The sequence below is a fragment of the Mesorhizobium sp. DxT genome (assembly GCF_058448885.1).
Map to the genome: position 1 here is coordinate 132,114 of NZ_JBZFLJ010000005.1, position 20,776 is coordinate 152,889.

15 protein-coding genes are annotated in these 20,776 nt (G+C 64.7%); 8 read left to right on the top strand and 7 right to left on the bottom strand.

Annotated elements, in window-relative coordinates; genetic code table 11:
* The first annotated feature begins 60 nt into the window (after positions 1-60).
* The 3 genes from ACVJNE_RS11455 (at position 61) to ACVJNE_RS11465 (ending at position 7,257) form a co-directional block, all read left to right on the top strand.
* Entirely contained in the window at positions 61-5,577 is a 5,517-nt protein-coding gene (locus tag ACVJNE_RS11455) for an apolipoprotein A-IV repeat region-like domain-containing protein (protein ID WP_499565659.1), read from the top strand.
* 154 nt (positions 5,578-5,731) lie between these two features.
* Positions 5,732-6,064, top strand: coding sequence for a hypothetical protein (locus ACVJNE_RS11460; protein WP_499565661.1), 333 nt, complete (start codon positions 5,732-5,734; stop codon positions 6,062-6,064).
* A 134-nt stretch (positions 6,065-6,198) separates the two neighbouring features.
* The gene (locus ACVJNE_RS11465) at positions 6,199-7,257 is read left to right on the top strand and encodes an ATP-grasp domain-containing protein (RefSeq protein WP_499565663.1); all 1,059 of its coding nucleotides are present in this window, start codon (positions 6,199-6,201) and stop codon (positions 7,255-7,257) included.
* Between the two features lie 28 nt (positions 7,258-7,285).
* Here ACVJNE_RS11465 and ACVJNE_RS11470 read toward each other — a convergent pair whose 3' ends face one another.
* From ACVJNE_RS11470 to ACVJNE_RS11485, 4 genes are all read right to left on the bottom strand, one after another.
* Complete coding sequence (locus tag ACVJNE_RS11470) at positions 7,286-7,885, bottom strand: ABC-type transport auxiliary lipoprotein family protein (protein ID WP_499565665.1); 600 nt, start codon at positions 7,883-7,885, stop codon at positions 7,286-7,288.
* A 78-nt stretch (positions 7,886-7,963) separates the two neighbouring features.
* Positions 7,964-9,340, bottom strand: a complete 1,377-nt coding sequence (locus ACVJNE_RS11475; RefSeq protein ID WP_499565667.1) for an MlaD family protein — start codon at positions 9,338-9,340, stop codon at positions 7,964-7,966.
* A gap of 10 nt (positions 9,341-9,350) precedes the next feature.
* The gene (locus tag ACVJNE_RS11480) at positions 9,351-10,175 is read right to left on the bottom strand and encodes an ABC transporter ATP-binding protein (RefSeq protein WP_499565952.1); all 825 of its coding nucleotides are present in this window, start codon (positions 10,173-10,175) and stop codon (positions 9,351-9,353) included.
* 20 nt (positions 10,176-10,195) lie between these two features.
* Complete coding sequence (locus tag ACVJNE_RS11485) at positions 10,196-11,383, bottom strand: ABC transporter permease (RefSeq protein WP_499565669.1); 1,188 nt, start codon at positions 11,381-11,383, stop codon at positions 10,196-10,198.
* A 78-nt stretch (positions 11,384-11,461) separates the two neighbouring features.
* On the opposite strand from ACVJNE_RS11485, the gene dgcA reads away from it, so the two are divergent.
* The gene (gene dgcA / locus ACVJNE_RS11490; RefSeq protein WP_499565671.1) at positions 11,462-12,445 is read left to right on the top strand and encodes an N-acetyl-D-Glu racemase DgcA; all 984 of its coding nucleotides are present in this window, start codon (positions 11,462-11,464) and stop codon (positions 12,443-12,445) included.
* On the opposite strand, the gene ACVJNE_RS11495 is transcribed toward dgcA, so the two are convergent.
* Complete coding sequence (locus ACVJNE_RS11495; RefSeq protein ID WP_499565673.1) at positions 12,434-13,630, bottom strand: MFS transporter; 1,197 nt, start codon at positions 13,628-13,630, stop codon at positions 12,434-12,436. The genes dgcA and ACVJNE_RS11495 overlap by 12 nt on opposite strands.
* A gap of 67 nt (positions 13,631-13,697) precedes the next feature.
* Positions 13,698-13,892, bottom strand: coding sequence for a hypothetical protein (locus ACVJNE_RS11500; RefSeq protein WP_499565675.1), 195 nt, complete (start codon positions 13,890-13,892; stop codon positions 13,698-13,700).
* A 232-nt stretch (positions 13,893-14,124) separates the two neighbouring features.
* Between ACVJNE_RS11500 and ACVJNE_RS11505 the strand changes: the two genes are divergently transcribed.
* The 4 genes from ACVJNE_RS11505 to ACVJNE_RS11520 are packed head-to-tail and all read left to right on the top strand — an operon-like array spanning position 14,125 to position 19,278.
* Positions 14,125-14,904 (top strand): SDR family oxidoreductase, encoded by a 780-nt coding sequence (locus ACVJNE_RS11505; RefSeq protein WP_499565676.1) that lies wholly within the window; start codon positions 14,125-14,127, stop codon positions 14,902-14,904.
* A 39-nt stretch (positions 14,905-14,943) separates the two neighbouring features.
* Entirely contained in the window at positions 14,944-15,786 is an 843-nt protein-coding gene (locus ACVJNE_RS11510; protein WP_499565678.1) for a fumarylacetoacetate hydrolase family protein, read from the top strand.
* Between the two features lie 27 nt (positions 15,787-15,813).
* Positions 15,814-18,126, top strand: coding sequence for an NADP-dependent malic enzyme (locus ACVJNE_RS11515; RefSeq protein ID WP_499565680.1), 2,313 nt, complete (start codon positions 15,814-15,816; stop codon positions 18,124-18,126).
* A 36-nt stretch (positions 18,127-18,162) separates the two neighbouring features.
* Positions 18,163-19,278 carry a DUF2865 domain-containing protein gene (locus ACVJNE_RS11520; protein ID WP_499565682.1) on the top strand — a complete coding sequence of 372 codons (1,116 nt, stop codon included), beginning with the start codon at positions 18,163-18,165 and terminating at the stop codon, positions 19,276-19,278.
* On the opposite strand, the gene gltX is transcribed toward ACVJNE_RS11520, so the two are convergent.
* Positions 19,196-20,569 (bottom strand): glutamate--tRNA ligase, encoded by a 1,374-nt coding sequence (gltX, locus tag ACVJNE_RS11525; RefSeq protein ID WP_499565684.1) that lies wholly within the window; start codon positions 20,567-20,569, stop codon positions 19,196-19,198. The two genes, ACVJNE_RS11520 and gltX, sit on opposite strands and share 83 nt — an antisense overlap.
* Positions 20,570-20,776: the final 207 nt, after the last annotated feature.

Sequence of the window (20,776 nt, forward strand, 5' to 3'; positions counted from 1 at the left end):
AAGAGCGGGAACGAGGCGCCGGTAAGGCGACCCGCCAAACGAGTACAGGGTAGTAGCGGCATGGCGCGTAAAGCAACGACGACGACCACTCTCGACAGCGAAGTGGCCAAGGAACTCGAAGACGCTCTGGACATCGATCTGTTCGTCGATGACGAGCCGGGCGGCCTGGATGTAGCCGGCTCAATGGCGGAGTTCGAGGCCCAGATATCCAAGGCGGCTGAAGACCTCGCGCGCGACTCGCGCGCCAGCGCGGTCCAAGCGGCGCCTGCACCGGAGAAGAAAGTCGAGCAGCCGGCAAAGCCCGCTGTCGCCGCGACCAAGCCAGCACCGGCCGGCCCGAAGCCCGCAGCGAACGCCGCCGCATCCGATCTGCGGCCGCTGGACCCGCCGGCAGCAGCAACGCCGTCCGCATTCGCCCACGCCAATGACGACCGACAGAAAGACTACCGTTCGCTGCAACAGCAACTGCGCCGGTCGAGCCCCGGTGCGATCTATTGGCTGGTCACCCTGCTTTCGCTCGCATGGGTCGCGGGTGGCATGGTCATGGGCCACATGCTGTTTGCCCCGGCCATCTGGGAAGTGCGCTCCATCCAGCAGTTGATGGCGACGCCGCAGATCCTCGGCCTCATCGTGGCGATCATCGTTCCCATCATCCTGTTCTGGGGCTTTGCCGTCATGATCCGCCGCGCGCAGGAAATGCGCCTGGCCGCCCAGTCGATGACCGAGGTCGCATTCCGCCTTGCCGAGCCCGAGCATCTGGCCACCGACCGCGTCATGATGGTTGGCCAGGCAGTGCGCCGCGAAGTTCAGGCAATGGGTGAAGGCATCGAGCGCACCCTTGCCCGTGCAGTCGAGCTCGAAACGCTGGTCCATACGGAAGTCAACGAGCTGGAGCGCGCCTATACCGACAATGAGAGCCGCATCCGCACGCTCATCGACGGTCTCGGGAGCGAGCGCGAGGCGGTCGTCACGCATGCCGAGCGCGTTCGCGCGTCGATCTCTGGCGCCCACGAAACGCTTAAAGAGGAGCTCGATTCGGCGAGCGACGTCATTCGCCAGAACATTCTCGGCGTCTCGTCGCGGCTCAGCAACACCATTTCCGATTCCGGCGCCCAACTCGTCGACCGCATCAACGAAAGCGGCTCGTCGATGTACGACGCTATCGACCAGCGCCTGGAAACGATTTCCGATCGCATCACCACGTCCGGCGAAGCCTTCGCGAGCCTGCTCGACACCCGCATCGCGCGCCTGACGGAAAGCACCGACGACGTGACCCGCTCGCTGTCGCAGATGCTCGACGAGCGCACGACCGGCATGGTTTCGCTGCTGGGCGGTGCTACGACGTCGCTCAACAATGAGCTGAACGCCCGCCTCGAGGGCATTGAAGCGACGTTGCGGGAACGCGGTCAGGCACTTATCCACGAGTTCCAGACGCGCGCCGAGGCGCTCGACACCGGCACGCAGAAGCTCAACGCTGCGCTGGAAGCCCGCGCCCGCCAGATCAACGAGACGCTGGTCGAGCGTTCCCGCGAGATCGCGCAGACCTTCACCGACGGCAAGAACGGCGTGAGCAGCCTCATCGACGAGACGAAAGCACGCATCGGTTCGGAAATGGCCGAGCTGGTCATGTCGACCTCGACCATGCTCGAAGGACGCGCCTCCGATTTTGCGGCCCGCCTTGCCGGCGGTCGCGACATGATCGCCCAGGCGCTCGAAGCTGACCTGCAGCGGATCGAGCAGTCGCGCCAGAGCATCGACGGCGCCATGACCGGCCATGTCGAAAAGCTGGCCGAAGGTCGTGAGATGATGGTCAAGGCGCTGGACGACGACCTGCGCAAGCTGACCGAGGCTCGCGCGGCGGTGGATGCTGCAGTTACCGGCCACGTGGAGAAGTTTGCCGAAGGTCGTCAACAGATCGCAGACATGCTCGACAGCGATCTCACCCGCATCAAGCAGGCCCGCGACGGCCTCGATACGGTGGCCGGCGAGCATCTGCGTGCGCTCGAAGCGCGGCAGAAGGACCTTACCACAGCCATCTCGGTCGACATCGCGAAGGTCGAGGACGCATTCGACCGGCAGACCAATGTGATCGGCGAACGCACGCTCGATCTGCAGGCCGCACTCGGCCGCAGCGTCGACCAGATGCGCGGTGCGCTTGGCAGCGAGGTCACCCGCATTGACGAGGCTCTGGCAAGCCATGTCGGTCAGATCGACGAACGTGCCCAGGCCATCGAAGGCGCGCTTTTCGCTGGCGCCGAGCGCCTGCGCGGCACGCTCGATGCCGATCTCGCTCGCATCGACGAACGCGCACAGGCGATCGAAGGCACGCTGTCGGCCGGTGCCGAACGCGTGCGCGGCGCACTGGAGGCCGACCTCACGAAGATCGACGAAGCCTTCACGCATCAGCAGAACGTTATCGAAACCCGTACCAAGACGATCGAAAGCGCGCTCTATGCGGGTGCGGACAACATCCGCAACGCACTTGGCGACGACCTCGGCAAGATCGAGGAAGCCTTCGCACGCCAGGGCGGCGTCATCGAGGGCCACACCCAGGTGCTTCGGGAAACGCTTGCCGGCGGCTCCGAAAGCCTGCGCGAGGCGCTCGGCGAAGACCTTGGCAAGATCGAGGAAACGTTCGCGCGCCAGGGCGGTGTCATTGGCGCCCACACCCAGGCGCTTCGCGATGCCCTCATCAGTGGCTCCGAAAGCGTGCGCAACGCGCTCGGCGAGGACCTGACGCGTATCGACGAGACATTCGCCCGTCAGACCGGCGTCATCGAGGCGCGGACCAAGGCGCTCGAAAACACGTTGTCGGGCGGTGCCGAAGCGGTTCGCAATGCCCTCGGCGACGACATCGAGCGCATCGAACACGCCTTCAACAAGCAGAGCGGTGTCATCGAAGCCCGCACGAGTGCCCTCGCCGATGCCCTGCATCAGGGCGCGGAACAGGTTCGCGGTGCACTGGGCGAAGACCTCTCCCGGATCGAGGAAACCTTCGCCCGTCAGGCCGGTGTCATCGAGGAGCGCACGCAGACCATGGAGCGCGCGCTCAATGTCGGCGTCGACAATGTTCGCAGCGCACTCGAAGGCAGTGCCGTAGTTGTCGCCGGCTCGCTGCGCGACAAGGTGCTGGAAGCCACCGCATCGCTTGGCGAAGAAGCGGCTAAGGCCGTCGCCGAAGCAGATGCGCGCATCGCCGCACGCGCCGAAGAGACTGCGCAGGCGCTGTCGGCGCGGGTGGGTGAAGTCACCGAGGCCTTCGACGATGTAGACCGCCGTCTGTCCGAGCGTGCCCGCACGACTGGCGAAGAGCTGCGCGGCCACGCGGACCATGCCGCGGGCATGTTCACCGCACGGGCGGCGGAAATCCGCATCGCTTTCGACGATGCCGACAAGCGGCTGGCCGATCGCATCGCGGTCTCCGGAGCCGAGCTTGGCAGCAAGGTCGACACGATTGGGGATACGCTGGCTTCCCGGACAGCCGAGATTTCTGCTTCGTTCGAGGAGATCGACAAGCGCCTCGCGGACCGCATCAGCCTCTCCGGCTCGCAGCTTGGCAGCGAGGTCGACGCACTGGCTCAGTCGCTGACGGCTCGCGCATCCGAGATCGCCGCTTCGTTCGACGGCGCCGACAAGCGGCTCGCCCAGCACGCCTCAGCGTTCAGCGACGTGTTCGCAAGGGCTGACGACGCGATCCTGTCGCGTACGCAGCAGACGGCAGCGGAGCTTGAGGCACGCGCGTCCGCCATTGTCGAGAGCCTCGAAGGTGCCGATCGCCGTCTTGCCGCCGGCGCTGGAATGCTTGGCGCACGCATCGAAGACGATGTCGCGCGCGCCGAGGAACGCCTCAATGCCGGTGTGGCGCAGATTGGCGACAAGCTGCACGAGCAGATCGGCAACGTGGAGGCCGGCCTCGCCGCCCGTGCCAGTGCCGTCTCCGCCAGCTTTGCCTCGGTCAACGAGCAGATCGGGCAGTCGACCCACGAGGCGACCGCCGCGATCGATGATCGCACGCGTGAGCTCAACGCCCTGCTTGCTGCCCGTTCAACCGAGCTGTCGCGTATCCTCGACGAGCGCGCGGCCCCGTTGGTCCAGCGTTTCGCCGAAAGCGGCGGCGAGCTTCAGAAGAGCCTGGAGATCGCCACGGAGCAGGCAACCGAACGCCTACGCCAGCAGAACGCCGCTCTGGTCAACGCGCTCGCAACGCGCACGGCCGAGACGCTCACCGCCGTGGACGCTGCCAGCAACAGCCTGTCGGACAACGTCACCAGCCTCATCGACCGGCTGACCTCGTCCAACGACCGGCTGCATGAGCTGGTCGACCTGGCAGCGAACAACCTCGTCAGCCTCGACGAGAAGGTCCTCGGCACGACCGAGCGCTTCGCAAGCAGCACCGAGCGGGCGGCGCAGTCCTTCGCCAGTTCCGCGCGTCTCATCGACTCCAATGCTGGTCGCCTAACCGATCTGTCGACTTCGACGCTCAAGGACATCGCGGCCATTGCGACGCGCTTCGACGATCACGCGAAGGTCCTCAGCTCCGCGTCCGACATGCTCGGATCCGCACAGGACGGCCTCGCATCGACGCTCGACGGACGCCAGGAGGCGCTCGAAAAGCTCGCTGTCGGCCTCGTCAAGAAGTCGGAGGATATCGAACGGGTCATGCAGTCGTTCGAGGATCTGGTCGGACGCGCGCTGGAAAAGGCGGAGACCCGCACCCGTGCCTCGACCGAGCAGATTCGCTCGTCCATCGCCGAGGTGGTCGACGGTGCCGCCAAGCGCTTTGCCGAGGCGACCGAGGAAATCCGTCGCTCGGTCGGCAGCATCCGCGGCGAACTTGAGCAGACCCGCGCCGAGGTCAAGAAGGGCGTGATGGAACTGCCCGAGGAGACCAAGCAGTCGACGTCCGCGATGCGTCGTGCCGTCAGCGAGCAGATCAATGCGCTGAAGGAACTGGCCGACATCGTCGCCAAGTCCGGCCGCGCCTTCGATGCTTCGGATGGCAAGGCCCCTGCCCGTGGAAACGGTCCCTCGCTGCCGCCTCCACCTGCTGCTCCCCTGAGCCAGCCGGCTGCGCCGCTTGCCGACACCCCGCTGCGCGGTGGTCTCGACGCCCCCGTCAAGGAGCGTGCAACCGAGGCGCCGTCAGGCGGATGGGTAAAGGATCTGTTGCGTGGCGCTTCGCGCGACGAGGAGCCCGCCACGGCCGCGCCGGCCGGCGAGCGTTCGCCGCTGCATCTGGTTGAGTCGCTCAACTCGCTTTCGGTCGACATCGCCCGCGCGATCGACCACGAAGCGTCCATCGAGCTTTGGAACCGGTATCGCCGTGGCGAACGAAACGTCTTCACGCGCCGGCTTTACACGCTCAAGGGCCAGCAGACCTTCGAGGAAATCCGCCGCAAGTACCAGTCGGACGCGGAGTTCCGCACTGCCGTCGACCGCTACTGCCGCGACTTCGAGAAGCTCCTGCAGGATGTCGGCCGCAACGACCGAGACAACATGATGACGCAGACCTACCTGACCTCTGACACCGGCAAGGTCTACACCATGCTGGCCCATGCGAGCGGCCGGTTGAAGTAGGCCTGGCGAAACCACCGATGCACTTCCTGAAGGCGGGCTTGTCCCGCCTTCATTTATTTCCGCTGCCGTGCGGGAAAGATGACGATACGGCCTACGATAGCCAACTTCATCGCATTATAGTGGGCGCGGGGCTCATCGTTACCGGAGCGAAATTGTGCGCATAATCCTTGTCCTCACTGCAGTGGCGCTTGGCAGCACCGCCTGTCAGAACTCCGTGGCCGTGCAGCAGGAGGCCGAGGTCTTCAACTCGATCCAGTATGACACGATACCCTGCGCCGACCTGCAGGGCAGACGCAACGCGCTGGCCGCGCAGCATGGCGTTTCACCAGACATCGAGCGCACGCCACCAAAGGAATCGACGACGCCCGGTTTTGGCATCGTGCTGCCCGACGGGCGCAGCGATGCGGAACGTGCACGTGCGCGCGCGATCGGTGAAATCACCGCGATGAACCGCTCCATACAACGGCGCGCCTGCGGCAAAGGCTGAGCTGCTGTATTTGTCTCTTTCACGTCTTCCTGCAGTCGATTTTCTGCGGGTCTGCTCCGGTCACGGTTCGATAATATGGGCGGCGGATGTGGCGACGCCAATCGTGCGCCATCGCAGGGACAAGGGAGCCGCGGATGGCGGGCAGCACACTGGTGCTCGTATATGAGCGGCCTGAGGACTGTCTGAAACGGCTGATCGCCGAAGGCCATCCGGCAGAACGCGCTCGAGAGATTGCATCCTATCTGGCGCAATCCATCGACATGGAACCCGAACTTCCTGCATTGGAACAGGCTTGCGCCGAACGGCAGATTCGGTTCTCGGCGGTGACGCTGGATGCATTCGCCGCCAATCTCTCGGACTATCGTCCCGAACAGACCCTGGTCTGGACGCTGACGGACGGCATCTCCTATTTCAGCGGCAGCGTATCCCCCGGCCTCGCTCGCCTCGGCATGCTTCGGCGGGTTGGCTGCGAGGATGCGCTGTTTGCGCTCTGTCAGGACAAGTTCCTCTCCGGCGCCGTGCTGCAGGCGCTCGGCATCGCCACACCGCCGACCGCGCTCGCTCGCAACGGCACGTTCATCTCGCCACGCAGCGCCATTGAAGGTGGGACGAGCTGGTTCGTGAAGCCCAATCGGCTCGGTGCCAAGATCGGCATTTTTGCGGATTCGCATTGCCATTCCATCGAGGAGGCGCTGGCCCTGTCCGAACGCATCTACGCGGCCTATGGCGATGACGCCGTCCTGCAATCCTATGTGCCGGGAGAAAACGTGAGGGCAAGCTGGCTCGATGTCGACGGCACCGGCGATCTCGCACGTCTCGGGACATGGCTGGTCAAGTCCGGCGAGGACTTCCAGACCATGAGCGACAGCCTTGCCCTCTACGGCGACACGGGTGCGCAGGCGAAATCGGCGGGCTTTTACCGGGAGCCCACCCTCGTGGATATCGCCACGAACAATCCGCGTGCAGCGAATGCGGTGGCCGAAACGGCGGCGCGGCTCGTGAACGGGCTTGGCCTGCGCGACGTTTTCTCGCTGGATTTCAGGCTCGGTCCCGATGGGCGGCTGACCCTGCTGGAGTTCGAGGTTTGCCCGGGCCTTCCGTGCTTCGACTTCCGCGCCTACGTGAACGCCACGTGGCGCATGACGTTGCCGGCCGCAATGGCGGCGCTTGCCGCCCGGAAGCTGGCAAGCTAGCGCGCAGGCATCGAGCCTTGAGCACTGGCTAGATGGTCGACGCGACCCAGGAAGCGATTTCCCCCGAAACCTGCCCGAATGCTCTGTCGAGCGCGCCGACATAGGCGTCGTTTCCGGCACCGCCCACGGGCGCCTGCGCCTGGAAGGTCCGGGCGGCGCGCACCACGCCATTGCGGTCGTTGAGCACCTTCACATACAGGCGAATGTCGGCACGCGACGATCCATCGACGCGAATCTCGAAGGCGCGGATTTCGGTGACGATCTGATAGTCGATCGCCAGCCCCTCGCCCGGCTTTCCCACGCCTCCATAGCGGCCGGATGCCTGCATTGTCTCGGCAAGGCGCGACTGGACGATGCGCGGCAGACGATCCGCCCACTGCCCACCCTTCAGGAACTCGACCGTGCCGGCCGAGGGCCTGATCACGACGTTCTCGCCGTCCAGCACTTTGAGCGCCGTGGGCTCGGCGATGAGTATCTGGGTGCGGGATCGGCGCGGTCCGTCTGTTTGCGCGGCAGCGCTCGTCAGATCGTACGTATCGAGAGGCGCGGGACCGCCACCGGGCAGTGCGGCACATCCGGGCAGGAGCATCGCAGCCATCGCCCACACAATCAGGTTTCTACGCTTCATCGCTTACCCTGTCCCACCGGCACGCATACGCCATGCCCTTGAAAGGCCGATAATTTCTGTCGGGGCGCGGCATCGATGTCAACGCCGTGCCCGCCCGTCATACTGCCGAACTTCGCCCTCGCCGCCGCTCAATATACGTTGCGGATTGCGCTCGAGATCAGTCACGGCGCGCTCGATCCGCGTAATGGAGCGCCGGGCGTCGCGCACCAGCGTCTCGACGTCACGAAGCCCCTGACCCGAGAACCGAGCCAGCCCGTCGGTGATGGTGCCCATGCGTGCATTGAGCGTATCGGCGACCTGGCGGTAGGCCTTCAGCGTTTCGCCGGCATCGGCCATCAGACCTTCGGCCTCACCGGAGCCGAGAAGGCCGTCCACCTTGGCCAGCACACCGTCGATGCGCTCGGATGCCTGGTTGAGACGCGCTGCGAGCTGCTGCGCGTCGGTGATGATGCCGTCGATGTCTTCTGCGCGCTCGCCGATCCGCTCGGTCACCTTGGACACGTCGTTGACCGCCGTGTTGACCGTTGTGCTGGCCTGCTCGAAGTTGGTCAGCGCAGTGCTGATTGCGGCGGGATCGACTTCGCTCACCACGCGATCCAGCTTGGCCAGCGTATCGTTGGCCGAGTTGGCGAATTTCGAAATCGACGCGACGGAGGTGTTCACGCCCTCCATGATCTCGCCGAGGCCGGCGCTTGCCTCGTCGAGGCGCGCGGTGAAGCTCTGAATATTGGCAACCGTCTCGGAAACCTGATCGCGATCGACCGCCTTGATAAGCTGGTCGACCGCTGTCAGTGACGAATCCAGCTTGTCGGAAACGCTCGTCAATGTCTGGGACATGGCCGTCACGCTTTCGAGGAAAGCGTCGATCCCGTCGGAATTGCGGCTCAGGGCGGACGAAAACTCCTCCACATTGCGCAGGGTCTGCACGATCGGTCCGCGTGCCTCAGAGGCAAGGCCTTCCAGATCGCTCAGCACGGAATCCGCGCGCTTGAAGATGTTCTGCGCGCTTTCAAGCAGGTTGCTGACGGCCGAAGGATTTGCTGTCATTTCAGCGATCGTGCCCTGCTCTTCCGCCAGGTCCAGCAGATTTGGTTCGGCAGGGTTGCCGCCGCGCAATTCGATATTGGCCTGGCCGGTGGTGAGCCCGGCGAGGCCAACGTCAGCCTGAGTGGACTGGGTGATCGGTGTCAGCCGGTCGACCTGCGCATCGGCGATGGCGACCGAGGGATTGGAAACGTCGATGTAGACGCGGGTGACATCGCCGACCTTGATGCCGTTGAACGAAACGACGCTGCCGCGCGTCAGGCCGGAAGCCGACCCCGGAATACGGAAGCGAAGCGTCGCAAGCTCACCGCGATCGCCGACGCCGGATGTCCAGTAGACGAAACCGAACGCCGCCAGCACCGCAGCCAGCGTGAAGATGCCGACAATGACGTAGTTGGCCCGTGTCTCCATACGCTCTTTCCTACGCTCCCTGCCTGGCCTGAAGGTCGATCTGCCGTGCCCGCTTGCCCCGGAAGTACGACTTCACCCAAGGGTCCTCCACCTGCATCATGTCCTCGATGGTGCCGTCAACCAGCACCTTTTTCTGGCCGAGCACCGCGATCCGGTCGCACACCGAGAACAGGCTGTCGAGATCATGGGTGACCATGTAAACGGTCAGGCCCATCGTGTCGCGCAGCTTGGCGACAAGTTCGTCGAAATCCGCCGCACCGATAGGATCGAGTCCCGATGTGGGCTCATCCAGAAACACGATGTCGGGATCGAGTGCCAGGGCGCGCGCCAGCGCTGCACGTTTGATCATGCCGCCCGACAGTTCGGAGGGAAACTTGTCGGCCGCGTCCGCAGACAGGCCCACCAGCTCGATCTTGAGCATCGCAAGCTCGTCCATGAGCTTCTTGGGCAGGTCGAGATATTCGCGCATCGGGACCTGCACGTTTTCCTTCACAGTCAGCGCGGAAAACAGCGCGCCATGCTGGAAAAGTACCCCCAGGCGCATGTCGACGACCATTCGTTCCCTGTCGTCGAGGCGGTCCAGATCAAAACCGAAAATGGATACCGTGCCGGATCGCTTCGGAGTCAGTCCGAGCACGGTGCGCAGCAGCACAGACTTGCCTGTCCCTGAGGCACCAACGAAACCGAGGATTTCGCCCCGGTAGACGTCCAGCGAAAGCTTGTCGAGGACGACATTGTCCCCAAAAGCCACGGTCACGTCGCGTACCGAGAGCACGACGTCACGCTCCTCTCCCGCAAGCGGCGCAAACTGGCCATTGGCCTGACGGATGTCCATCTCGCTCATCACCGCCCCGCTCAAAAGTCGATCGCCACGTAGAACATGGCAAACAGGCCATCGAGCACGATAACCACGAAGATCGACTTGACCACCGCCGAGGTGACGTGACGCCCGAGCGACTCGGCACTGCCGCCGACCTTCATGCCCTCGATGGACGCAACGATGCCGATGATCAAGGCCATGAACGGCGCCTTGATGAGACCGGCGAAGATCGTCGAGAGGTCGATGCCCGCGCGCAACCTGTCGATGAACGCCTGCGGCGGGATTTCGGAATAGATCCAGGCGACAATCATGCCGCCTCCCAATGAGGCTGCGTTGGCGATGATCGTCAGGCACGGTACCGCGATCACCAGTGCGACGAGGCGCGGAAAGACCAGCACGCCGATCGGGTTAAGCCCGATAACCTTCAGCGCGTCGACTTCCTCGCGCATCTTCATCGACCCGATCTCAGCGGTGATCGCGCTGCCGGAGCGGCCTGCGACCATGATGGCGGTCAGAAGCACGCCCAGTTCGCGCAAGGCGAGGATGCCGACCAGATCGACGATGAAGATCTCGGCGCCGAACCACCGGAGCTGATAGGCTCCTTGCTGCGCGACGATCGCACCCACAATCGACGAAATGAGCACTACGACGGGGATTGCGCCGACGCCCATACGGTCGATCTGGTTGAAGATCGCAGCCGGGTTGACGGCATGGCCGCGCCCGAGCTTCATCTGTGCGCCGCGAATTGTGGAGCCGAGGATATACATGCCCGCCATGAAATCGAGCCAGGCGGCCTCGGTCGCGCGGCCAAGGGCCTCGAGCCACCGGATCACGAAGAATGGCCGTTTCGCAGGCTTGGCCGCGCCGATCGGCTCCAGTGCTTCGCGGACCGCCGGAAGCAAAATTTGCGCTGCCGCCGAAGCCCCCACGATCTCGACCTCTGCGCCGGCCTCGCGCCGGGCTTCCGCCAGCCGTTCGATCAGCCAGGCGCCTGCCGTATCCATGCGGCTGACAGCCGAAATATCGAGAACAACGCCCTCGCGCGCGGGGCCTGCTTCCAGTTCGCGCATCTGCGCGTCCACCAGATGCACGGAACGCGTGTTCCAGACGCCAGACAGCGCCCAGACAGAGCGCCCGGCTTGTTCGCGCACATCGATGTGCGGCGGCTGGTCGCCACCGGCACGCCGCTTGTCGCTTGCTTCGTCCGCGTCTTTGGTCAACATCGGGCCAGTCATAATCGGTCGGACCGGCCCTGTCACTTTGCGTGACGGCCTGCAACCGGCTGCAAACGGAGTTCTTTCATGAAGCGTGACCTTTTTGTCGAAGCCGAGCGATTCCCCCTGGCGGCCGCATTTACCATCTCGCGCGGATCCAAGACTGAAGCCGCGGTCGTGACCTGCACGATCCGCGAGGGGAATAACGCCGGGCGCGGCGAATGCGTTCCCTATGCACGTTACGGCGAAACGATCGAAAGTGTGCTCGGCCAGATCGAAGCCATGCGCGGCGCGATCGCGGACGGCATGTCGCGCGAGGAACTCAAGGCGAAGATGAAAGCGGGAGCCGCGCGCAACGCGATCGATTGCGCCCTGTGGGACCTGGAAGCAAAATCCGATGGCAAGCGCGCCCATGAGCGTGTCGGCGCAAAGCCCCCCGAAGCGCTGACCACGGCCTATACGATTTCGCTCGGCGAGCCGGATGCGATGGCGGCTCAGGCGCGTGAACACGCTCATCGGTCGCTGCTCAAGGTCAAGGTGGGCACCTCCGACGACACTTCGAGGATCGCAGCGGTTGCGGAGGCCGCGCCGCGCAGTCGGATCATTCTCGACGCCAATGAGGGGTGGAGCGAGACCGACATCGTCAAGCATATGCTGACGGCGGCGCGGCATCGCATAGCGCTGATCGAACAGCCACTGCCAGCCGGGCAGGACGAGATCCTTCGCCGCATTCCACATCCCGTGCCGATCTGCGCCGACGAGAGCGTCCACACCGCCGAAAACCTCGAAGAGCTTCTCGGCCTCTATGACGCGGTGAACATCAAGCTGGACAAGACCGGTGGTCTCACCGCCGCGCTGGAGTTGCGCGACCGCGCGCGTGACTTGGGTTTCGGCGTCATGGTGGGCTGCATGGTCGGCACGTCGCTGGCAATGGCACCAGCGCTGCTGGTGGCTCAGGATGCCGATTTCGTCGATCTGGACGGCCCGCTGCTGCTGGCACGCGACCGGGAAACGCCGCTCGCCTATGATGGATCGCAGGTCTCGCCGCCCGAGCCCGCCTTATGGGGTTAGCCGGCTGCCACGCAGCACGAGACCGACTGCCGCCAGCGCAATGACCGCCATCACGTAGAAGCCGTTGACGCCGAGCGCAGCGTAGAGCTGGCCGGACCCGAGCGTCACCGCCGCCATCGAAAAACCGTTGGCGAAGAAGGCGATGCCCTGCGCCGCGCCGGTGCGATCCTCGGGAATCGTCTCGGCGATCATCTTCTGCAGGCCGATCAGGATCAGGCCGGTCGACAGCGCATGCAGCGTCTGCACCGCGAAGAAGCCGGCAATCCCCAGGCCCGCCGGCCAGATCAGCGGGAACGCGACCCACCGCAAGAAAGCGGCCAAACCTGCCAGAGCCACCAGCCGCCATGCCGGGGTACGGCCGAACAATCGCGTGAAGATCGCGAACATGGCGATCTCAGCGACGACACTCCACGACCACAGGAGCCCGATGACGCCGCCGCTGATGCCGAGCGACTGCCAGTAGATCGAGCTGAACGCATAGAGAAAGCCATGGCTGGCAACCACCAGCCCGCAGCCGCCGACGAAATAGAGGAAGGCCGGCCTCAGCAAAGACGGCGCGCCCTGCTGCAACTCGGTGGCGGACAGTGGCGATGCCTTGCGCGGACGGCCGAGCCGCGGCACGACCAGCGAGGCGGCGACCACCGTCGCCATCCCGACCGAAATCAAAAGAGGCACGGCGCCGATGCCGGTGAACGACAGCAGGAATCCTCCACCAAAGTTCGCGACCAGAAACGCCGTCGAACCCCAGATGCGCATCCTCGAATAGTCGCTGCCGAAGCGCCGCACACCCGAAAGCGCCAGCGAATCGGCTATCGGCGCATGCGGGGTCCACACGACGGCCAGCGCCAGTGAGACACCCAGGATCAACAGATAGCCGGGCGGCAGGAAATAGCCGAACGACAGCACGAGCGTTGAAACCGAAAGCACCAGCAACACATTCGCCCGATCGCGTGCGCGGTCGGCCGACGCCGTGATCAACAGGGTGGTGACGACCCGCAGGAACATCGGTGCGGCCAGCACGATGCCGATCTCCCTTGCGCCGAAGCCGACATGTTCAAGCCAGAGCGGGAAATATGGCAGGTGGATTCCCATCGGCAGGAAGATGGCCGCGTAGAGCAGCGACAGGCGCAATTCGAAGCGAGGCGGCTTGACCGACTGGTCCGGCGTAAGGGGCGGCAGCGACATATGCGGAGAAGAATCCGGGCTGGGAGTGCAGGCAGGTTAGCACCCGTGCTCCATCCCCGATACTGAGTCAGCGAAAAATCCCGGCGCGTCTCGCGTAGCGTTCAGCCGCATCGGCCTTGGACTGTTGCGTTCCAAGATAAGGTGTATCGACGGCGCCGATCCTCACCGCATGCCGCATGCCGGCCGCCAAATGTGCCCTGCCCGCTTCGGCAGCCTGCGTGCGGCAGTCGGTAGTGTTCAACCAGTCCATCTCGATTTCCATGCAGCCCTGATTCCGTGGATGATCGTGTTTCATGGCTGCGAATATCTGCATGGCAGGCGGTCGGTACTTTGGCGTGCTGCCGGCGTTTGTGTGGCGTGGCGCGAAACGCACCCCGTGCGTATCGGCCGATCCCTTCATCGCATGGCATGATGACGGTTGTGCATCATGCCGCGCGGGGCTAGACGGAATGGTGCCCGGCCCGGTTGCCGGCCGTATTGAATGGGAGGAGCGCATGGATCTTGGACTTCGCGGAAAGAAGGCGATCGTATGCGCGTCCAGCCGTGGCCTGGGGCGCGGGTGCGCGATGGCACTGGCGGAAGCCGGCTGCGACATCGTCGTCAACGGTCGCGACAGCGCGGTGCTTGCGGCAACAGCCAGCGAGATCAGGGAAAAGTACGGCGTCGACGTGATCGAGATTGCCGGAGACGTCGCCGACCAGAAGGTGCGCGAGGCGCTGCTGGCGGCCTGCACAAGGCCAGACATCCTGGTCAACAACAATGGCGGCCCGCCCTTTCGCGATTTCCGCGAGTTGACGCATCAGGCGATGATGGACGGCGTGACCAACAACATGATCACGCCGATCGAGCTTATCCAGGCCGTCATCGACGGCATGGCCGAGCGCGGGTTCGGCCGCATCGTCAACATCACGTCGCTGTCGGTCTACCAGCCGATCCCGGGGCTCGACCTGTCGTCCGGCGCGCGGGCGGGCCTGACCGCGTTTCTCGCCGGCGTCGCCCGCACCGTCGCGGCGAAGAACGTCACCATCAACCACATCCTGCCCGGCAAGTTCGACACAGACCGCATCCGCGGCAGCATCGAATTCGCCGCCAAGAAGGCCGGAACCAGCTTCGAGGAACAGGCCAGCCGCCAGGCCGCCGACATTCCGGCCGGCCGGCTTGGCACGCCGGAGGAATTCGGCCAGGCCTGCGCATTTCTATGCTCGGTCCATGCCGGCTACATCACCGGCCAGAGCCTGATCCTGGACGGCGGCAACTATCCAAGTGCCTTCTGATCGACTTTCCGTATTTATCGAAGTGAAGAGGATAATTCATTGAAACTCATTCGTTTTGGCGACAAGGGCAACGAAAAGCCAGGCATCATCGATGCTGCCGGCACCATCCGCGACGTCTCGTCTATCGTCAGCGATTACGGCCCCGAGACCCTCTCGCCCGAACTCCTCGACAAGCTCGCCTCGGCCGATCTCGGCTCTCTGCCGGCCGCGCCCGAGGGCGTCCGTATCGGCTCGCCGGTCTCCCGCATTGGTCACTTCATCGCGATAGGGCTTAACTACGCCGACCACGCCGCCGAAACGGGCGCTGCTATCCCTTCCGAGCCGATCGTGTTTTCCAAGGCGCCAAACAGCCTCTGCGGCCCCAATGAAGACGTGCTGATGCCGCGCGGCTCGCAGAAGCTCGACTGGGAGGTCGAGCTTGCGATCGTGATCGGCAAGCGCGCCGACTATGTCGAGGAAAAGGACGCGCTCGATCACGTGCTCGGCTACGCGCTCTGCAACGACGTTTCGGAGCGCGAATACCAGGCTGAGCGCGGCGGCCAGTGGATGAAGGGCAAGAGCGCGCCCACATTCGGGCCGCTCGGACCGTGGATCGCCACCCGCGACGAGATCGCCGATCCGCAGAACCTCGACATGTTCCTCGACGTCAATGGCGAGCGCTGCCAGACCGGCAACACGAAGACGATGATCTTCGGCGTGGCGCACATTGTTTCCTACTTGTCGCAGTTCATGGTGCTGGAGCCCGGCGACGTCATCACCACCGGCACGCCTCCCGGCGTGGGCCTCGGCATGAAGCCGCCGCGCTTCCTCAAGGCGGGCGACACCATGCGCCTCGGCATTGCCGGGCTGGGCGAGCAGAAACAGACAGTCGTCGCGCGCTGAAGCGACGACACAGGAGGCGATGCCAACATGAACGCGCCGGATCCCGCGAAAGCGCCTTCCGATCTCGACGAAAGCGCCCTGTTTTACCACCGCTATCCGGCGCCGGGTAAGCTGGAGATTCAGGCCACCAAGCCGCTGGGCAACCAGCGCGACCTTGCGCTGGCCTATTCTCCGGGCGTCGCAGCACCCTGCCTCGCCATCCGCGACGATCCGTCGACCGCCGCCCACTACACGGCGCGCGCCAACCTCGTCGCGGTGATTTCCAACGGCACAGCCGTGCTGGGTCTCGGCAACATCGGCGCGCTCGCCTCCAAGCCGGTGATGGAAGGCAAGGCGGTGCTGTTCAAGAAGTTCGCCGGCATCGACGTGTTCGACATCGAAATGGACGCGCCCGAGATCGAGCGCATGGTCGAGACCGTGGCCGCGCTCGAACCCACCTTCGGCGGCGTCAATCTCGAGGACATCAAGGCGCCCGAATGCTTCGAGGTGGAAGAGCAACTCAAGGCGCGGATGAAGATCCCGGTCTTCCATGACGACCAGCATGGAACCGCGATCATCGTTGCCGCAGCCGTGCTCAACGGGCTGGAGCTGGCAGGCAAGTCGATCGAGGACGCGAAAATCGTGACCTCGGGCGCGGGCGCTGCCGCCCTTGCCTGCCTCAACCTGCTCGTGTCGCTCGGCGCGAAGCACGAAAACATCTGGGTCACGGACCGGTTCGGCGTCGCCTACAAGGGTCGCGTCGACGAGATGGACCGGTGGAAGGACCCGTACGTCAAGGACACGCCGGCGCGGGAGCTTGCCGATGTGATCGGGCGCGCCGACGTGTTTCTGGGGCTTTCAGCGGCGGGTGTGCTGAAGCCGGAACTGCTGAAGGAGATGGCGGAAAAGCCGCTGATCCTGGCGCTCGCCAACCCCGTTCCCGAAATCATGCCCGAAGTTGCCCGCGAGGCGCGGCCAGACGCGATGATCTGCACCGGCCGGTCGGATTTCCCGAACCAGGTCAACAACGTGCTCTGCTTCCCCTACATCTTCCGGGGCGCGCTCGACGTGGGCGCGACGGCGATCAACGAGGAAATGAAGATGGCCGCCGTGCGTGCCATAGCCGGACTTGCCCGGGAGGAGCCGTCAGACGTCGCGGCGCGCGCCTATTCCGGCGAAACGCCGATCTTCGGACCCGATTTCCTGATCCCATCGCCGTTCGATCCGCGCCTGATCCTGCGCATAGCGCCAGCCGTTGCCGAGGCAGCCTGCAAGACCGGCGTCGCAACGCGTCCCATCGAGGACATGACCGCTTATATCGACCGGCTGACGCGCTTCGTCTTCCGGTCGGGCCTCGTCATGAAGCCGGTCTTTTCGGCAGCGCGTGCTGCGACCTCGAAGCGCGTCGTCTATGCCGATGGCGAGGACGAGCGCGTGCTGCGGGCCGCGCAGGTGGTGCTGGAGGAAGGCATCGCCAAGCCAATCCTCATCGGCCGGCCGCATGTCATCGATGTGCGCCTGCGGCGCTATGGTCTCAAGATCAGGCCCGGCACCGATTTCGAGATCGTCAATCCGGAAGACGATCCGCGCTACCGCGACTATGTCGATCTCCTGATCCGACTCGGCGGTCGCCGTGGCGTGACCCAGGAAGCGGCGCGCACTATGGTGCGCACCAACAATACGGTGATCGCCGCGCTGTCCATGATGCGCGACGAGGCCGACGCGATGATCTGCGGGCTGGAGGGCCGGTTCGAGCGTCATCTGCGCAATGTCGACCTCATCATCGGCCGGCGGGCGGATGTGCGCGACCTGTCGGCGCTCTCGATGCTGATCTCGCAGCGCGGTGTCACCTTCTTCACCGACACCTACGTCTCCGTCGATCCCTCGGCGCAGGAGATCGCGGAGATGACGATCCTTGCATCGGAAGAAATCCGCCGGTTCGGGCTCACACCGAAGGCCGCGCTGCTGTCCCACTCGAATTTCGGCTCACGCGACTCGGCAAGTGCGCTGAAGATGCGCGAAGCGGCGGCTATCCTGAGGAAGACCGCGCCCGACCTCGAGGCAGACGGCGAGATGCACGGCGATTCGGCCCTCTCCGCCGTGCTGCGCCAGCGCGTCTATCCGCACTCATCGCTCAAGGACGAAGCCAATCTGCTGGTCTTCCCAACCCTGGATGCGGCCAATATCGCGCTCACCACGGTGAAGACGATGATGGACGCGCTGCATGTCGGACCGATATTGCTCGGCACAGCACGGCCGGCGCACATCCTCACGCCGTCGGTCACCTCACGCGGCGTCGTGAACATGACTGCGTTGGCAATCGTCGAGGCAAGTTCCAAAGCGGAGACGGCGACAGCCTAAACAGAAGGTTAACCCGCCTCCAGTAAGGTACCGCCCATGATGACGGGCGGTGCTTCAGGCGGATTTCAGCGCATCTTTAGGTGCGCTTTCGCCGTTGCCGCGATCATGCTGGCCTTGGCGCTGCTGCCGGCAGAGGCGAGCACGCGCGTGTGCCGCCAGCTCGAAGGACAGCTAGCCGGACTGTCATCCGGCGGTGGCGGAAAATCGCGGCGCTACGACGCGGCCATAGCGCGCCAGCAGGAGCAGATACGACAGGCGCGCGACCAGGGCCGCCAGGCTGGCTGCGGACGGTTCATGTCTGGTGCCGCGGTTTCGTTCTGCGGCAACCTCAACGCCACGCTCGATCGCATGGAGCGCAACCTTGCCGAGCTGAACCGGACACGCCAGCGCATGGGCGGTGGTGGCGATACACGGCGCGAGCGCGCCCGCATCACCGCTGCGCTCGATGCCAATGGATGCCGCGCAAAAAAGTCTGACCCTGCGCCGCAGGATCAGGCCGCGGTGGACAACCGCACGGGCCTGCGCGTCGGCAATCTCTCCGGCCAGTTCCGCACGCTCTGCGTACGCACCTGCGACGGCTATTTCTTCCCGGTCTCGTGGTCCGTCCCACAATCCGCCTTCACGCGCGACCAGAACGCATGCGCAGCCATGTGCCCCGGCACACAGGTCGAGCTTCACTATCACCGCTCGTCCGGCGAGGAGCCGAAGGATATGGTTTCTGCGGTGACCGGCACTCCCTACAGCCAGATGCGGAACGCGTTCCGCTATCGCGAACGCAATGCCGCGACCGCTCCCGGATGTTCCTGCACGACATCATCGTCGGCATCGACAACTGCCGGGCGCGGCTTCGAAATCATCGGTGGCGATCATGGCTCCGGTTTGCCGGAAGAGGAGCCCGCCCAGCAGCAGGCAATCCCCATGCCTTTGGGAAGGCCCGATGCGGCCGAGGATCCCGAGACGCTTTCCTCACGCGAGGGCGGGTTGGACGCCGCGGCGCTGAAACGGCTGGCGACCCCGCCGCGCCGGCCCAGGCCTTCGACAGCCGGCACCGAAAACGACGATCGTGCCGTCAGGGTCGTCGGGCCAAGGTTCCTTCCCGACCCAGAAGAGGCAATAGATCTGCGAGTTCCGGACCCTGCTCCCGCCCGGTAAGCGCCAGCCGCAAAGGCATGAACAGCGCCCTGCCCTTGCGCCCGGTTATTTCCTTCAGGCGGTCGGTCCAGATCTTCCAGGTCATCCGATCCCAGGGTTCCGGCGGCAGATTGTCGAAGGCGACCGCGAGGAATTCGGCGTCTTCCGGTGCCGGGTCAGGCCGCTCCTGCGGTCCCTTCTCCACGATCTTCCACCAGACCTCGGCGTCAGCCAGCTTTTCCAGATTGCCGCGCACCGCAAGCCAGAACGGCTCGGCGAGCGCGCCGGAAATGCCGTGCTCCGCCAGTCTGTCGCAAGCCTCCTCGAACGGCATGGCATGGATCAGAACCTTGTTCAGCGTCACGAGCTCCGCCGGATCGAACTTCGCGGCCGATTTGGACGTCGCCGCAGGGTCGAAGCGCTCGGCAAGCTCGTCCATCGAGCGCGCCGCCGACACGCTTTCCGACGTACCGATCAGAACCGCCAGCGAGGCGACCGCCATCGGCTCGATGCCGTCGTCCGCAAGACTTTTGATCGACAGTGCCCCGCTGCGCTTGGAAAGCCCTTCACCTGAAGAGGTCGTCAGCAAATTGTGGTGGCCAAACGCGGGTGGCTGCGCACCGAGCGCCCGGAACAGCGCGATCTGCGCTCCGGTATTGGTGACGTGGTCGTCGCCGCGGATGACGTGGCTGACGCCGAGGTCGATATCGTCGACAACGGACGGCAGGGTGTAGAGATAGGTTCCATCCTCGCGCACCAGCACGGGATCGGACATCGAGGCGAGGTCGACGGTCTGGGTGCCGCGCACCACGTCGTCCCACTGCACCTCAGTGCGATGCGGCGAAAACGGATCGTCGGAAAAGTTGGGCAGCAGGAAGCGCCAGTGGGGCTTGCGGCCCTCTTCCTCGAACGCCTTCCTGTCGGCTTCATCGAGCTTCAGCGCCTCGCGGCCATAGACCGGCGGCAGCCGACGCGAGAGCCTGATCTTGCGCCGCCGCTCCAGTTCTTCTGAAGTCTCCCAGCAAGGATAGAGCAACCCAGCGGCCTTCAGCCTTTCGACGGCTGCCGCATAGGTATCGAAGCGTGCCGACTGGTGCGCCGTCACGTCGGGGCGGATTCCGAGCCAGTGCAGGTCCGTCTGGATCTGGTCGGCATATTCCTGCCGGGATCGCGCTGTGTCGGTGTCGTCGAAGCGCAGGATGAAGCGGCCGTCGCGCTGTCTGGCGAACAGCCAGTTGAACAGCGCGGTCCGGGCATTGCCGATATGGATATGGCCGGTCGGCGACGGCGCGAAACGAACGGTGACTGTCATGGCTGTTCGCCTAGCCGAAGGGTCAGGCATTGGCAAGGCGCCGCACCTTCGCTCCTCCCTTGATGGGAAGGGTAGCGCATATGAAACGGCAACGCCGCGGCGCGTTCGTACCCCCACCCCTTACCCTCCCCACAAGGGGGAGGGAGACCTTGGCGTCCCGCAATCTTCGGATATGTTAACCCCGAGCATCCCCGTTCCAGAATGCCC